Here is a 14,670-nt window from a genome sequence, read left to right as displayed (position 1 = left end):
CCGGAGGATAGCCGCGCGCGCCCGGCACCTGCCCGCGCGCGCCCGCGCGTCAGCCCAGCGCGTCGAGCGTGGCCTGCCGGATGGCGGCCTGGGCGGTGGCATGGTCGGTCGTCGGGACGCCGTCGCCGGGCTGGGGGCCGTAGTCGCCGAAGTCGGCGTGCACGGCGCCGGGCACCGCCACGAAACGCGTCCCCGACGGCAGTCTCGCCCGGGAGGCCTCGACGTCGGCGGCGGTCGTGAGGCCGTCGGCCGTGCCGGAGACCGACGTGACGGCGAGCCCGGTGCGGGAGGCGAGGTCGTCGGCCGGGTAGGCGGCCCACAGCACCAGCCCGGAGGCCCTCGACCCGGGTTCCTCGGCGTACTTCGCCGCCGCGACGCCGCCCATCGAGTGCCCGCCGACGACCCAGCGCCCGACCTCGGGATGCGCCGCGACCACGCCGGCCGCCTGCGCGGGCGCGAGCAGCGCCAGGCCCAACGGGGGTTTCACGATGACGACGAGGTGCCCCGCCTCGGCCAGCGGCCGCAGGATCGCGACGTAGGCCCGCGGGTCCACGCGTGCGCCGGGATAGAAGACGAGGCCACTGCCGACGGGCGGGCCCGCCGGGCGCAGCTCGATGCTCGTCGAGAGGTCGACGACGCCCGGCCCCCCGGCGTCGGCGGTGGCCGGGAACGGGCGCAGCCAGCCGGCCGCGACCGCGGCGAGTACCAGTACGACGGCGGGCACCGCGCGGGCGGCGCGGTTCCACCCGCCCCGCTTGCGCCGCCGCCGGACGCGCGTCGACCAGGCCAGCATCACCACACCCGCGACCGCGAGCCCGGCGAGCAGCCAGCCGTACGACGGATGGCCCGCGGCCACGGCGGCCCACCGCGTCACCGCGACCCACGCGGCGACGCCGACGGCGACGACCCCGGCCACGACCGCGCCGAGGCGGCGGGGCACGGGGACGCCGCGCCGCGGCGCCGCGGTCGTCGTGGGGTCCTCGGCGCGCACGGTCGTCACCGCCGTCCGGCGGGAGGTCGCGCGGGGGGAGGGAGCGACGGAGGCACGGCCCGCGGGGCGGGCGCCGGGACCGGGGCCCGTCGTGCGGAGTCCGTGCAGGTCACGCGGCGAGTCTAGGACGAGCGGCCCGTCGGGCCTGCGGTCCGCCGCCCGGCGCGTCCCTGCCGCGCCGAACGGCCTTCGCCGGTGGATCCGGTGATGGTGCGGGTGGTGCGGGGCGAACCTGGCACCACCGCGGTGGTGCCGCCCCGGAACGTGCGGTCGGTCGGACGTGCGTCCCGAGCTGCGTCAGCGCCTGTGTCAGGTCGAGTTGTGCAGCCGGACGACGCCGACCGTCACGTCCTCGAGCCCACCGCGGTCGAAGTCGCGGCGGAGCTGGTCGGCCTTGATCGTGGCGGTCAGCCCGTCGAACGGGCCGTGCGCGTCGACCTCGCCGGTCTGGGGGTCGACGGCCAGCACCACGTATCCGTCGCACTGCGTGAGCTTCTCGGCCGCAGCGACCAGCGTCGCCTCGTCGGAAGTCGTGTTCTCCGGCACCGGATCACCTCCTAGTCATCTAGTACAGCGTCGGCGGAGGCCCGGGCGTGACACCGTTCCCGGCTTACCACCCGTTCGGGTCAGGTGATTTCCGGTGTCGAACACGGATCGTGCAGAAGCGGGGACGCAGTGCTCACGAACCGGAATCGACGGTGGATCCCGATCACATTTCCGGCACCGTCGGTCACCCCACGCGTCCGTGGGCCCGGTCACGTCCGGCCGTGCCACGGATCGCGACGGAGCGTGGCGACGCCGCCGGAGCGCCTGCGGCGCCCGGGTTCCCGCCGTCTCCGACGGGGCCCGCGCCGACCGGGCCGTGGTCACCGCCCGTGGTGCTTGAACCGTGCACGATCGGCGGGGCCGCGGGAGGGGGGCAGGATCACGGCATGCGCGTCCTCCGTACCCCCGACGACCGGTTCGACGACCTGCCCGGTTTCGCCCACCCGCCGCACTACGCCGACGTCCCCGACGGCGACGGCGGCACCCTCCGGATGGCCTGGGTCGAGGACGGCCCGGCCGACGGGCCCGTCGTCCTGTTGCTGCACGGCGAGCCGAGCTGGTCGTTCCTGTACCGCACGATGATCCCGGTGCTGGCCGCCGCGGGCCTGCGCGCCGTGGCGCCGGACCTCGTCGGCTTCGGTCGTTCCGACAAACCCGCCGACGTCGCCGACCACAGCTACGCCCGGCACGTCGAGTGGACCCGCTCGCTCGTCGCCGACGTGCTGGACCTGCGTGACGTCACGCTCGTCGGGCAGGACTGGGGCGGGCTGATCGGGCTGCGGCTCGTCGCGGCCGACCCGGGCCGGTTCGCCGGCGTCGTCGCGGCCAACACCGGCCTGCCCACCGGCGACCGCGACATGCCCGAGGTCTGGTGGCAGTTCCGCCGCGCCGTCGAGAAGGCGGGAGCCGCGGGGACGCTCGACGTCGCGCGGCTCGTGCAGTCCGGCTGCCGCACCCGCTTCACCGACGAGGTGCGCGCCGCCTACGACGCACCCTTCCCGGACCAGTCCTTCGTCGCCGGTCCGCGGGCGATGCCGCTGCTCGTCCCGACCCGGCCCGACGACCCGGAGAGCCCGGCCAACCGTGCTGCCTGGGAGACGCTGCGCGGGCTGGACGTGCCGTTCGTCTGTGCCTTCAGCGACGGCGACCCGATCACCGCGGCGATGGACCCCGTGCTGCGCGCGACGATGCCGGGCGCCGCCGGACGGGTGCACCCGACGATCACCGGGGCCGGGCACTTCCTGCAGGAGGATGCCGGGCCCGAGCTCGCGGCGGTGGTGGTGGACCTCGTACGGCACGTCGTCGATCACCGGTAGCCTCGCCCGCCATGGACGTCCGGGTCGTCGACCATCCCTTGGCCGCGACGCGGTTGACCGTGCTGCGCGACCGGGACACCGGCGATGCCGCGTTCCGCGCGGCGCTGCACGAGCTCAGCCTCATGCTCGTCTACGAGGCGCTGCGCGACCTGCCGTTGCGCACCGGCACCGTGCAGACCCCGCTCGCGCCCACGGTGGGACACACCGTCGCGACGCCGCCGCTGATCGTGCCGGTGCTCCGCGCCGGGCTCGGGATGGCCGACGCCGCGCGGTTGCTGCTGCCGGAGTCGGCCACCGGGTACGTCGGCGTCGCCCGCGACGAGTCGACCTACCGTCCCGTGCCCTACCTGACGTCGCTGCCCGGGTCGCTGGCCGCGACGCCCGTCCTCGTGCTCGACCCGATGCTCGCGACCGGCGGCTCGCTCGCCCACGTCATCGGGCTGCTGGAGGGCCGGGGCGCGGCCGCGGTCACCGTCGTCTGCGTGCTGGCGGCGCCCGAGGGCCTCGCCCGGCTGGAGCAGGCGGCGCCCGGGGCACGGCTGGTCACGGCCTGTGTCGACGAGCGGCTCGACGAGCGGGCGTTCATCGTCCCGGGGCTCGGCGACGCGGGGGACCGCCAGTTCGGCGCGCTCTGACCCGGCGCGCGCTCAGCTGCACCACGCGGCGACGGTCGCCCGCAGCACGGTCTCGAAGACGACCTTGACGTCGTCGGCGCACCCCGGGCCGACCCCGCGCAGCTCGGCCGAGGTCAGGCCGTGCAGCACCGCCCACACCGCGAGCGTGACGGTCTCCGGCCCGGCACCGGGGCGCAACCGGCCCGCGACCGCGGCCCGGTCGGCCGCGCGCCGCAGCGGGACGAAGGCCGGCCGCGCGGCCGCGGGGTCGGTGTCGTCCGGCGACCCGGCCGCCGCGCCGAACATGACGTCGTAGAGGTGCGGGTCGGCGAGCGCGCTCTCGCGGTAGGCCAGCCCGAGCGAGACGAGGTCCTCGCAGGGGTCGTCGGTGGTGCGGACCCGCTCGAGGTGCATGGCCAGCCGTCGGAACGCCTCGTCGACCAGCGCCGACAGCAGCGCCGGCTTCCCGCCGAACAGCGAGTAGACGGCGGTGGTCGAGGTCTCGGCGTCGGCGGCGAGCCTGCGCAGGCTCAGCGCCCCGAGGCCCTGCGTCGACAGCGTCTGACCAGCCTGCTCGAGCAGCCGGGCGCGGAGCGCCTCGTCGTGCACCTTCGGACGGGGCATCCCGGCAGGCTACGCAACGCCGTTTCGGTCCGCTCATCGTGGTCCACCGGCCTGTCGTCGACAAGATTGCTGCGCGCAGCGGTAACACGGGTACCGGTGCCCGGCGAGAATCCCCCGGGGGGCCGTGGTGGCTGCCCGCCGATCGGGGGCGTGCGTGCGGGTCAGGAACAGGATCCGGGTGGTGATCGGGCTGCTCGTCCTGCTGGTCGCGGGCGTGCTGCTCCCCGGCGACCATCCCGGCGAGGATGCCGCGTCCGAGGTGCGGATCGCGACGTCGAAACCCGTCGTCCCGCTGCGGATCATGCCGCTGGGCGCGTCGAGCACCGAGGGCGTCGGCAGTCCGGCGACGGCCGGGTACCGGCTCCCGCTGTACCGCATGCTGCAGCGCGCCGCGGTCGCCGTCGACTACGTGGGCTCCCGGAGCAGCGGCCCGCCCGCGTTGCCCGACCGCGACAACGAGGGCCACTCCGGCTGGACGCTCGCGGATCTCTCCCCGCACGTCGACGGCTGGGTCCGCGCCGCCCAGCCCGACGTCGTCCTGCTGCACGCCGGCACCAACGACCTCGGCCAGGGCACGTCCGGCGAGGTCACCGCGCGCCGGCTCGACGACGTCCTCGGGCGGATCCTCAGGGCCGCACCCAGGGCGCACGTGGTCGTCGCGGGGGTGTGGGCGCCGCTGCCGCGGGCGCGGGCCGCGCGGGCGCAGTTCACGGCGCTGGCGCCGCTCGTCGTCGCCAAGTTCCGCATGCAGGGCTACTCGGTCGACTTCCTCGACACCTCGACCCTGCTCCCGCCCGACCGGCTGGCCGACGGGCTGCACCCCAACACCCAGGGCTACGTCCGGATCGCCGCGCTGTTCGAGACAGAGATCCGGGACTGGCTCGCCACCCGCGCGCCCGCCGACCGGCGGTAGCCGCCGCGGCTACCGCCACGCGCGGACCGTGGCCTCGAGCGCGTCGAGGCGGGCGGCGGCGCGCACCATCGCGGCGGCGACGTCCGGGTCGGGGCGTTCGACGACCTGCAGGTACGTCTTCAGGATCGGCTCCGTGCCCGACGGCCGCACGACGACCCGGTCCCCGGCGCCGGGTTCCCCGCGGTGCAGCACCAGCACGTCCGCGGCGGGTCGGGTGACGGCCCAGCCGTCCGGCGGCGTGCCGAACACCGCGGGCGGCCCGCCGTCGAGCGGGCGGGTCAGCCCGCGGGTGAGGTGCACCCCGTGCGTCGCGTACAGGGAGTCGAGCCGGTCGAGGAGGGTCGAGCCGGCCGCGCGCAGCGTGGCCGCGAGGTCCGCGGCGACGACCGCCGTCGCGATGCCGTCCTTGTCGCGCACCGCGTCCGGGTCGACGCAGTACCCGATCGCCTCCTCGTAGCCGTAGACGAGCCCGGCGCCCGCCCGCACGATCCACTTGAACCCGGTGAGCGTCTCGGCGAACCGCGCGCCGTGCGCCGCCGCGACCGCCCGCAGCATCGACGACGACACGACCGTCGTCGCGACGAGCGGGTCCGGACGGTCGCCGGTGCGCAGCAGGTGGTCGCCGAGCAGGACGCCGGTCTCGTCGCCGGAGAGCATGCGCCACCGGCCGTCGCGGCCGGGTACGCCGAGCGCGCACCGGTCGGCGTCGGGGTCGAGCGCCACCGCGAGGTCGGCGCCGACGTCGGCGGCGAGGGCGAGGAGCGCGTCGGTGGCGCCGGGGTGCTCGGGGTTCGGGGACGGCACCGTCGGGAACTCGGGGTCGGGCACGGCCTGGCTCGCGACGACGCGCACGTCGGTGAAGCCCGCCAGGGCCAGCGCGTGCACCGCGGTGGCCCCGCCGACGCCGTGCAGCGGGGTCAGCGCGATCCGCAGGGTGCGCGCCGTGCCGCGGGGCAGCGCCGCCACGCGCTCCAGGTACGCCGGCGCCGCGTCGGCCTCGCGGACCGGCCCGTCCGCCGGGATCGCGACGGCCGCGCCCGCCGCCGCGGCGAGCTCCTCGATCTCGGCGTCCGCCGGCGGGACCAGCTGCGCACCGTCGGCCAGGTAGACCTTGTAGCCGTTGTCCGCCTTGGGGTTGTGCGAGGCGGTGAGCTGGACGGCTGCCGCCGCGCCCGCCGCCCGGACCGCATGTGCGAGCAGCGGGGTCGGGCTCGTGCCGGGCAGCGCGACGACGTCGAACCCGGCGGCCCCCAGCACCCCGGCCGCGGCCGCCGCGAACGCCGCCGACCCGTACCGCGCATCCCGCCCGACGACGACCGTCGCACCGCCGTGGCCGTTGCGCCGCAACCACTCCGCGAGCCCTGCCGTCGTGCGCCGGACGACCGCGACGTTCATCCCCGCCGGGCCGGCCCGCACCGGCCCGCGCAGCCCGGCGGTCCCGAAACGCAACGGCTCGGCCATCCGGTCGGCGAGCGCGTCGTCGGCCCCGGGGGTACCGGCCATCGCCGCGGCGAGGATCCCCTGCAGCTCGGCGGCCGTCACGGGGTCGGGGTCGTCGGCGATCCAGCGCATCGCCGCGTCGCGGACGGCCCGTGCGGTCATGACCTGGCGATCAGCTCGCGCAGCAGCGGACCGGTGCGGGTCGCGGCGGCGGCACCGGCGGCGAGCACCTCCTCGTGGTCCAGCGGCTGCCCGGACAGCCCGGCGGCGAGGTTGGTCACCAGCGACAGCGCGAACACCTCCGCACCCTCCGCCGCCGCGGCGATCGCCTCCAGCACCGTCGACATGCCGACGAGGTCGGCGCCGACCGCGCGGAGCATCCGGATCTCCGCGGGCGTCTCGAAGTGCGGTCCGGGCAGCCCCGCGTAGACGCCCTCGGTCAGCGTCGGGTCGACGGCCCGCGCGAGGGCCCGCAGCCGCGGCGAGTACAGGTTCGTCAGATCGACGAACCGGGCTCCGACCAGCGGCGACCGCGCGGTGAGGTTGAGGTGGTCGGACACGATCACCGCGTCGCCGACGGCCATGCCCTGCCGGATCCCGCCCGCCGCGTTGGTGAGCAGGACGGTCCGGCATCCCGCGGCGACGGCGGTGCGGACGCCGTGCACGGCGGCGTCGACGCCGTGGCCCTCGTAGAGGTGCGTGCGGCCCAGCACGACCAGCGCCCGCCGGCCGTCGACCTGGACGGAGCGCACCGTGCCCGCGTGCCCCGCCGCGGTGGGCGGGACGAAGCCCGGCAGGTCGGCCATGGCGACCTCGGCGTCGGCGGTGCCGACCTCGTCGGCCGCGGGCCGCCAGCCCGACCCCAGCACGAGCGCGACGTCGTGGCGGGGGTGGCCGGTCGCGTCGGCGAGTGCCTGCGCGGCCCGGGCCGCGACGGCGACGGGGTCGGGGCCCGGTGTTGCCATGCCCGCAGCGTAGATCAACGCGCGTGGCCCGGCGCTCAGGCGCCGGTGGCGGTGAACCCGGCCGCGATCGTCGCGAAGAGGTCGGCCGACGTGCTCTGCGCGCGGTCGCCGGGCACCGTCAACCGCAGCGCCCACACACCGTCGGGCGCCGGGACGATCCGCAGCCACGTCGTGCGCTCCTGGGAGCCCTGCGTCGTGCGGTAGACCGTCTGCTGCACCCCCGCCGTCGTGCCCGCGACCGGGCCCGCGGGATCGGCGCTGACACTGTCGACGCCCAGCCTGTCGGCGGTGAGCCCGCCGAGCACCTCCTCGGGGCCCGGGGCCTTCTGCACCCCGAGCTCCTCGGTGCCGTCGGGGCTGACGAACCGCACGCCCGTCGCGTCGGCGGCCTGGTAGCGGTACTGCGCCCAGCTCTGCGGGACGTCGACGGAGAAGCCCAGCGGGTCGTTGTGCGCGACCATCGGCGCCCGGTCGGTGGTGACGGTGATCGTCGACAGCGGCGACTGCCCGGCGATCGAGCGGACCGCGGCCCAGCCCCCCGCGGCGCCGAGCAGCACGACGAGCGCGCCCGCGACGACCAGCGGCGCCGCCCACCAGCTCGGCATCTCGCGCGTCGCCGTGGCGCGACCCGTCCGGCGCGGAGCCAGGGCGAGCCCGGGCCGCGGCGGGGCGGCCGGGACCTGCCCGGTGCCCTCCGGAGCCGGGGTGAGCCGCGCGCCGGTCGCGTGCACCGGCGCGGCGCCGGTCGCGTGCAGCGGGGTGTTGCCCGTGCCGTCGAGGGGCAGCCGCAGGCCCGGGATCGACCCGGGGGCCAGTGCGAGCGGGGCGGAGCCCGCCGTCGGGACCGGGCCGGACGCCGACACCCGCGGCCGCGGCAGCGGGTTCAGCGCCGACGCCGACACGGCCGACGGGTCGGCCGCCTCGCCGGGCGGGGCCTCCGGCGGGCGTACGGGTGCGGCCATCGCCGCGAGCGTGGGCGAGTCCGGCGACCCCGGGTACAGCGGATCGTCCGGGTCCGGGATCAGCGGACGCAGCCGGTTGCGGACCTCCTCCAGCGGCATGCGCTGCAACGGGTCCTTCACCATCAGCGCCGCGATGACCGCGGACACCGGGCCGGCGTCGCGGGGACGTGGCACGTCGCCGTCGACGACCTCGGTGATCGTCGAGACGGGGTCGCCGCGCACGTCGTAGGGCGGACGGCCCTCGATCGCGGCGAAGAGCGTCGCGCCCAGGCCCCAGAGGTCGGCGGCCGGTGTGACGGGCGCGCCCGCGGCGACCTCCGGCGCGATGTAGGCGGGGGAGCCGAGGACGAGCCCGGCCGTGGTCATCGGCGCGTCCGCGGAGTTGCGCGCGATGCCGAAGTCGGTGAGCTTGACGCGCCCGTCGTCGGCGACGAGCACGTTGCCGGGCTTGACGTCGCGATGGGTGATGCCGGCGCGGTGCGCGGCCCGCAGCGCGCCCGCCGTGGCGTAGCCGACGACCGCGGCCTGCTGCGCGTTCAGCCTGCCCTGGTCGCCGATCATCGTCGCGAGGTTGCGCGACGGCAGCATCTCCAGCACGACGAGCGGGGCGCCGTCGACGTCGACGACGTCGTACACCGTGATCACATGGGGGTTGGACAGCCCGCCGAGAGCGCGCGCCTCGCGGAGCATCCGCTCGCGCATCGCGAGCGCCTCCCGCTCGGGGATGCCCAGCGGGACCTTGAGCTCCTTGATGGCGACCGCGCGCCGCAGGACCTCGTCCCAGCCGCGCCAGACCGTCCCCATCGCGCCGCTGCCCAGCTCGGCGGACAGCGTGTAGCGGCCGCCGACGCGACGCTCGCCGTCCTGTCCGGGGCTCGACACCGGCCCATTGTCGCCACACCGCCGCGACACCGGTCGGGCAACCCCCGAACGCAGTCGCGAGCCGTGACGGACCGTGACGGCCGGTCGACGGTCCGCGCTGGATCCGTCCGGCTCACCGATCGCCGCGCGGGCGGCCGGTACGTCTGGTGCGGCGAGCTGTCGACGCGGCCGCTCCGGCGCGATGAGCGGCGCGAACGTCGTGACGGACGCCGGACGTCACCCGGAATCCGGGTGGCGTGGTCGCCGAACGGCGTCCCCTCGTCCGTCCGCAGCAGCGCGGCGACCCCTCGCCGCGCATATCCGCATTGTGCCGACTTACGGATGGTGAACCGCCGACCGGGTGAGGACCATGGGGAAATGGTTCACACGGCATGCGCCCTCCCCGGGGCGCACACGGATCCGAGGGACGGTGATGAGGCGTGACGCTGCTGGAGGCCGACGCCGGACTCACGGCGCTCGGTGACCTCCCGGTGACCGACCTCGGAGCCGGCACCGGACCGGACTGGCTCGACGCATGGCTGAAGGCCCGGCGCACCGACGTCGTGGCGTGGCGCCGCTCCCTCCACTCGCTCCCCGAGCTCGGCCGCGCCGAGCGCCGCACCACCGAGATGATCGCCCGCAGGCTCATGGCCGCCGGGCTCGAGCCGCGCACGCTCCCCGGTGGCGCGGGCCTGGTGTGCGACGTCGGGTTCGGCGACCGGTGCGTCGCCCTGCGCGCCGACCTCGACGCGCTGCCGCTGGAGGAGGACACGGGTCTGCCCTTCGCCTCGACGGTCCCCGGCGTCATGCACGCCTGCGGGCACGACGCGCACACCGCGATGGTGCTCGGCGCGGGGCTCGCGCTGGCCTCGGCGCCGTCGCTGCCCGGCCGTGTGCGGCTGATCTTCCAGCACGCGGAGGAGGTCCAGCCCGGCGGCGCGCTCGACATGGTCGCCGACGGTGCGATGGAGGGCGTCGAGCGGATCTTCGCCCTGCACTGCGACCCCCGGCTCGAGGTCGGACGTCTGGGCACCCGCGTCGGCCCGATCACCTCGGCGTGCGACCTGATCGAGATCAGGCTGACCTCGCCGGGCGGCCACACGGCCCGTCCCCACCTGACGGCCGACCTGGTGCAGGCCATGGGCCTGCTCATCACCCAGCTCCCCCTTCTGCTGACCCGCCAGGTCGATCCGCGTTCGGGAACGGTGCTCGTCTGGGGCGCCGTCGAGGCCGGGCACGCCGCCAACGCGATCCCGCGCAGCGGCGTGCTGCGCGGCACGCTGCGCACCGCCGACCACGCCACGTGGAACGAGGTCGAGGCCAAGCTGCGGTCGCTGGTCGCCGCGGTGCTCGCGCCGACCGGCGTCGGCTACGTGCTCGACCACGTCCGCGGCGTCCCGCCGGTGGTCAACGAGGCCGTCAGCGCGGGCATCCTGCGCGACGCGGCGATCGCGACGCTGGGCCCCGAGGGCGCGACGGGCACCGAGCAGTCCTCGGGCGGCGAGGACTTCGCCTGGTACCTCGAGGAGGCCGCGGGCTCGATGGCCCGGCTGGGCGTGTGGCCGGGCCACGGCCCGATGCGCGACATCCACCAGCCCACGTTCGACCTCGACGAGCGCGCGCTGCCCGTCGGGGTCCGGATCCTGGTCCGCTCCGTGCTCGCCGCGTTCGAGCAGCCCCTCGCCTGACGGTCCGCTCCCCGGACGGCCACGCCGCCCGGCGCCCCCGCCCCGACGGGTGCGGCGCCGGGCGGTCCAGGGCCGGCCGTCAGAGCTTCTCGGCGAACGCCTCGAGTTCGGCGTTGAACCGGTCGGGCTCCTCCCAGAACGGCGAGTGGCCGCTGTTCTCGAAGATGACGGTGCTGGTGCGGGGGATCGCCGCGGCGAGTGCCTCCCAGACCTTGGTGGGATAGATCTGGCTACGGGCGCCGTGCGCGAGCAGGACGGGCACATCGATCGTCGGCAGCAGGGGGCGCCAGTCCTGGCTGGAGAACGAGACCCACAGGGCCAGCGCGGTGAGGTCGGGGACGGTCGTCGACTCGTCCTTCCACCACTCCAGCGTCGCGGGGTCCACCTCGGCGCCCGCGGCGAACATCGCCGGGATCAGCGTCTCGCACAGCCCGATCCGGTCCTTGACCATCTGACGCTGGACGGCGAGCGAGGCGGCGGGGTCGAGGGTGCCGAAGACGCCGTGCTCCCAGTCGTCGGTGGCGAACAGGTACGGGGTCATGTCGATGTCGACGACGCCCGCCAGCCGGCCGGTCCCGAACAGGTCCAGGTAGTTGTAGACGACGGCCATGCCCATCGACCAGCCGCCGAGCACGACGTCGTGCAGGTCCAGGTGGTCGAGGACGGTCTCGACGTCCTGCCCGAGCTGCTCCATCGTCAGGTGGACGAGATCGCGGCCCGACCGGCCGTGACCGCGCATGTCGATCGTGACGACCCGGTGGGTGCGGGCGAGGTGCTCGACGTTGCGGTCGAAGAACCGCCCGTTCATCGTCCAGCCGTGGATCAGGACGATCGGGCGGCCGGTGCCGACGCTGCGGTAGTGCAGCAGGACACCGTCGTCGGCAGGGACGAACGGCATGAGGGTGCTCCTTCGCGGGGTGGGCCGGCGGCAGGGGCGGCCGACGGCGAGGGTGGGGGCCGGCGACCGGAGCGGGCGGCGTGCCCGAGCGGGCCGGGACCGGGCGCCCGGCACGGGACGCCCGGACGGCAGGGCGCGCATACCTGGACCGGCGGCGCCCTGAACGACCGTTAATTCAGACGACGCACGCTAACAGTGGTGAGCGTCACAGGTCAACGGCAGGTCAAGCGATCGGTGGATCATCGGCCGGCGGGGTGATCGGCCGCGTCCGTGCACCCGACGATCCGCAGCGCGTAGTCGGCGTACTGCTCGGCGACCTGGCGGGCGGTGTAGGTGCCGGCCGGGCGGAACCAGGCCTTGGCGCTGTTGCCCATCTCCAGGATGAGGTAGCTGGCGGTGCGGGGGTCGCGGACGTGGAACCGGCCCTCCGCGCACCCTCGCTCCACGATGGCGCGGATCCGGGCGCCGTAGGCGTCGCGCTTGCCGATGATCGTGGTCCGGTAGGGCTCGACGAGGCTGCGGATCTCGGTGTTGCACGACGTGACCTCGGCCGGGTTCTCCAGGAAGTCCAGCACGGTCGCGACGGTGGCGAGCCGCAGCTGCTCGGCGACGTCGGCGGTTCCGGCCAGTGCGGCCTCGAGCGCGTCGAGCGCCCGGTCCATCGCCACGTCCATGATCGTGTAGAGCAGGACCTGCTTCGACGGCACGTGGTTGTAGAGGTTCGGCGCCGACACCCCGAGCACCTGCGCGATGTCCTTCATGGACGTGCCGCGGTAGCCCTGGCTCGCGAAGAGGTCGCGCGCCGCGTGCTGAACCGTCTGCGGGGAGACGGGCGTTGACCGCGTCACGTGGCCACACTATCGTCACCACGCGCTGAATGAACGTTAATTAAGCCGAACGAACGCACGAGGCCGCCGGCGACGCCGGACCGGTGGCCCCGCGAGCGGCCGCTCCCGCCACGCGGCCCATCTCGCGTCTGTCAGTCACGAACCGTGGACGACGTCCGCGGACCACCCCACCCGGGCCGGGCCTGCGGATCGACGAGGAGACGACATGGCGACGCCTGCAACGACGCAGCAACGACCACCGATGCGCAGGGTCGCGCTCTCGGTGCTCATCGGCACGACGATCGAGTGGTACGACTTCCAGCTCTACGGTGCGGCCGCCGCGCTGGTGTTCGCCCCGCTGTACTTCCCGACGGTCGACCCCGTCGCGGGCACCCTGCTCGCGTTCTCGACCTTCGCGATCGGCTTCGGCGCCCGGCCCCTGGGCGGCATCGTCTTCGGGCACTTCGGCGACCGGATCGGGCGCAAGAAGGTGCTCGTCATGTCGCTGACGATGATGGGCGTCGCGACGTTCCTCATCGGCCTGCTGCCGACGTACGCGAGCATCGGCATCTGGGCGCCGATCCTGCTCGTGGTGCTGCGCCTGTTCCAGGGCTTCGGGGTCGGCGGCGAGTGGGGCGGCGCGGTGCTGACCGCCGTCGAGTACTCGTCGAAGGGCAGACGCGGGCTCTACGGGAGCCTCCCGCAGATCGGCGTGCCGGCCGGCCTCCTGCTCTCGACGCTCGCGTTCCTCGCGGTCAGCGGCCTGCCCGACGACCAGTTCCGGTCGTGGGGCTGGCGCATCCCTTTCCTGATCAGCATCGTGCTCGTCGCGATCGGGCTGTTCATCCGGCTGAAGCTCACCGAGACGCCGGTGTTCGAGAAGGTCCGCGAGACGCGCACCGAGGCCCGTGTCCCGCTGTGGCTCGCGATCAGGACCTACCCGCTGCAGATCCTGCTGGCCATCGGCTCGATCGTCAGCACGGGCTCGTACTTCTACGTCGTCAACACCTACGCGCTGAGCTACGGCCCGTCGGTGAAGTCGTTCTCCCGCAACGAGATGCTCTTCGCGATCCTGCTGTCGGCGGCGGTCGCGGCCGCGGCGCTGCCGGTCTTCGGAGCCCTCTCCGAACGCTTCGGCCGCAAACGGATGATCCTCACCGGGCTCGCCGCGATGGCCGTCTGGATCTTCCCGACGATGCTCGCGGTCGACAGCGGGAACCTGACCCTGATGATCCTCGCCTACCTCGTCGGCGCGGTCTTCTTCAGCATCTCCTACGGCCCGCAGGCGACCTACATCGTCGAGATGTTCGACGCCCGCGTCCGCTTCAGCGCAGCGTCGACCAGCTTCCAGATCGGCGTGCTGCTCGGCGGCGCGCTGGCGCCGATCATCGCGGCCGCGCTCGTGAAGGGCACCGGGACCGTGGTGTCGGTGGCCGTCTACGTGTGCGTGATGTCGCTGATCTCGCTCGTGTGCGTGTGGGCGATCAGCGCCCGGACCATCGCCCGCGGCAGCGCGGACCTCGACGAGACGGCCATCGTCGCTGCCGGCGTGCCGAGCAAGCAGGGATGAGCAGCACGTGATCACGACCTACCTGGACGACATCCGCGTCGGCGACACCTCCGTGTCGCGGAGCCGCACGATCACCGAGACCGACATCGTGCAGTTCGCGATGGTCACCGGCGACTGGCACCCGATCCACACCGACAAGGAGTACGCCGCGGCCGACCCGCGGTTCGGGCAGCGCATCGCGCACGGCGCGCTGGTCATCTCGTTCGGGCTGGGTCTGGTCGAGTTCTGGCCGCCGGCGATGAAGGCCTTCTACGGGCTGGACAAGCTGCGGTTCGTGGCGCCGACCGTCATCGGGGACACGGTGCGCGTCGAGACCGAGGTGCTCGACGTCGCCGAACGCCCCGACGGCGACGGCGTCGTCACATACCGGTTCGTCGTGCTCAACCACCGTGACGAGCCGCGCTGCGTCGCCGACCTGAAGGCGCTCGTGGCCCGGAAGCCCCAGGGGTGACGGC

14 protein-coding genes are annotated in these 14,670 nt (G+C 74.9%); 6 read left to right on the top strand and 8 right to left on the bottom strand.

Annotated elements, in window-relative coordinates:
* Positions 1-49: 49 nt before the first annotated feature.
* Positions 50-1,000 (bottom strand): alpha/beta hydrolase, encoded by a 951-nt coding sequence (locus PSED_RS26595; RefSeq protein WP_049803513.1) that lies wholly within the window; start codon positions 998-1,000, stop codon positions 50-52.
* 300 nt (positions 1,001-1,300) lie between these two features.
* Positions 1,301-1,537 carry a hypothetical protein gene (locus PSED_RS26590; protein ID WP_013677333.1) on the bottom strand — a complete coding sequence of 79 codons (237 nt, stop codon included), beginning with the start codon at positions 1,535-1,537 and terminating at the stop codon, positions 1,301-1,303.
* A gap of 386 nt (positions 1,538-1,923) precedes the next feature.
* On the opposite strand from PSED_RS26590, the gene PSED_RS26585 reads away from it, so the two are divergent.
* Positions 1,924-2,853 carry a haloalkane dehalogenase gene (locus tag PSED_RS26585; RefSeq protein ID WP_013677332.1) on the top strand — a complete coding sequence of 310 codons (930 nt, stop codon included), beginning with the start codon at positions 1,924-1,926 and terminating at the stop codon, positions 2,851-2,853.
* Between the two features lie 11 nt (positions 2,854-2,864).
* Positions 2,865-3,488 carry a uracil phosphoribosyltransferase gene (gene upp, locus PSED_RS26580; RefSeq protein WP_013677331.1) on the top strand — a complete coding sequence of 208 codons (624 nt, stop codon included), beginning with the start codon at positions 2,865-2,867 and terminating at the stop codon, positions 3,486-3,488.
* A gap of 12 nt (positions 3,489-3,500) precedes the next feature.
* On the opposite strand, the gene PSED_RS26575 is transcribed toward upp, so the two are convergent.
* The gene (locus tag PSED_RS26575) at positions 3,501-4,091 is read right to left on the bottom strand and encodes a TetR/AcrR family transcriptional regulator (protein WP_013677330.1); all 591 of its coding nucleotides are present in this window, start codon (positions 4,089-4,091) and stop codon (positions 3,501-3,503) included.
* Positions 4,092-4,272: 181 nt separating this feature from the next.
* Here PSED_RS26575 and PSED_RS26570 point away from each other — a divergent pair, with 181 nt between their 5' ends.
* A complete protein-coding gene (locus tag PSED_RS26570; RefSeq protein ID WP_013677329.1) occupies positions 4,273-5,004 on the top strand; it encodes an SGNH/GDSL hydrolase family protein in 732 nt (243 codons plus the stop codon).
* 9 nt (positions 5,005-5,013) lie between these two features.
* Here the strand turns inward: PSED_RS26570 and PSED_RS26565 are convergent, their stop codons facing one another.
* From PSED_RS26565 to PSED_RS26555, 3 genes are read right to left on the bottom strand one after another with little or no spacing between them, the layout of a single operon-like run.
* Positions 5,014-6,606, bottom strand: coding sequence for a phospho-sugar mutase (locus PSED_RS26565; protein ID WP_013677328.1), 1,593 nt, complete (start codon positions 6,604-6,606; stop codon positions 5,014-5,016).
* A complete protein-coding gene (locus tag PSED_RS26560) occupies positions 6,603-7,409 on the bottom strand; it encodes a purine-nucleoside phosphorylase (protein ID WP_013677327.1) in 807 nt (268 codons plus the stop codon). Before PSED_RS26560 ends, PSED_RS26565 begins: the two co-directional genes overlap by 4 nt.
* 35 nt (positions 7,410-7,444) lie before the next feature.
* Positions 7,445-9,253 (bottom strand): serine/threonine-protein kinase, encoded by a 1,809-nt coding sequence (locus PSED_RS26555; RefSeq protein ID WP_013677326.1) that lies wholly within the window; start codon positions 9,251-9,253, stop codon positions 7,445-7,447.
* A 419-nt stretch (positions 9,254-9,672) separates the two neighbouring features.
* Between PSED_RS26555 and PSED_RS26550 the strand changes: the two genes are divergently transcribed.
* Positions 9,673-10,920 (top strand): amidohydrolase, encoded by a 1,248-nt coding sequence (locus tag PSED_RS26550; protein ID WP_013677325.1) that lies wholly within the window; start codon positions 9,673-9,675, stop codon positions 10,918-10,920.
* 79 nt (positions 10,921-10,999) lie between these two features.
* Here the strand turns inward: PSED_RS26550 and PSED_RS26545 are convergent, their stop codons facing one another.
* A complete protein-coding gene (locus PSED_RS26545; RefSeq protein ID WP_013677324.1) occupies positions 11,000-11,818 on the bottom strand; it encodes an alpha/beta fold hydrolase in 819 nt (272 codons plus the stop codon).
* A gap of 239 nt (positions 11,819-12,057) precedes the next feature.
* Positions 12,058-12,666: a TetR/AcrR family transcriptional regulator gene (locus tag PSED_RS26540; protein WP_013677323.1), complete on the bottom strand. Its 609-nt coding sequence runs from the start codon at positions 12,664-12,666 to the stop codon at positions 12,058-12,060.
* A 205-nt stretch (positions 12,667-12,871) separates the two neighbouring features.
* On the opposite strand from PSED_RS26540, the gene PSED_RS26535 reads away from it, so the two are divergent.
* Both PSED_RS26535 and PSED_RS26530 read left to right on the top strand, forming a co-directional pair.
* On the top strand, positions 12,872-14,215 hold the full coding sequence (locus PSED_RS26535) for an MFS transporter (RefSeq protein WP_013677322.1): 1,344 nt from the start codon (positions 12,872-12,874) through the stop codon (positions 14,213-14,215).
* Between the two features lie 7 nt (positions 14,216-14,222).
* Positions 14,223-14,666: a MaoC/PaaZ C-terminal domain-containing protein gene (locus PSED_RS26530; protein WP_013677321.1), complete on the top strand. Its 444-nt coding sequence runs from the start codon at positions 14,223-14,225 to the stop codon at positions 14,664-14,666.
* The last annotated feature ends 4 nt before the right edge of the window (positions 14,667-14,670 follow it).

It is taken from the genome of Pseudonocardia benzenivorans CB1190, assembly GCF_000196675.2.
Lineage (GTDB): Bacteria > Actinomycetota > Actinomycetes > Mycobacteriales > Pseudonocardiaceae > Pseudonocardia > Pseudonocardia benzenivorans.
The sequence above is the reverse complement of the archived record's forward strand: the minus strand, read 5'-3'. Positions and strand labels throughout refer to the sequence as shown.

Excerpts from the sequence above, each read along its gene's own strand:
- PSED_RS26585 (WP_013677332.1), top strand. The coding sequence starts at position 1,924 with ATGCGCGTCCTCCGTACCCCCGACGACCGGTTCGACGACCTGCCCGGT.
- upp (WP_013677331.1), top strand. The coding sequence starts at position 2,865 with ATGGACGTCCGGGTCGTCGACCATCCCTTGGCCGCGACGCGGTTGACC.
- PSED_RS26575 (WP_013677330.1), bottom strand. The coding sequence starts at position 4,091 with ATGCCCCGTCCGAAGGTGCACGACGAGGCGCTCCGCGCCCGGCTGCTC.
- PSED_RS26565 (WP_013677328.1), bottom strand. The coding sequence starts at position 6,606 with ATGACCGCACGGGCCGTCCGCGACGCGGCGATGCGCTGGATCGCCGAC.
- PSED_RS26560 (WP_013677327.1), bottom strand. The coding sequence starts at position 7,409 with ATGGCAACACCGGGCCCCGACCCCGTCGCCGTCGCGGCCCGGGCCGCG.
- PSED_RS26545 (WP_013677324.1), bottom strand. The coding sequence starts at position 11,818 with ATGCCGTTCGTCCCTGCCGACGACGGTGTCCTGCTGCACTACCGCAGC.
- PSED_RS26535 (WP_013677322.1), top strand. The coding sequence starts at position 12,872 with ATGGCGACGCCTGCAACGACGCAGCAACGACCACCGATGCGCAGGGTC.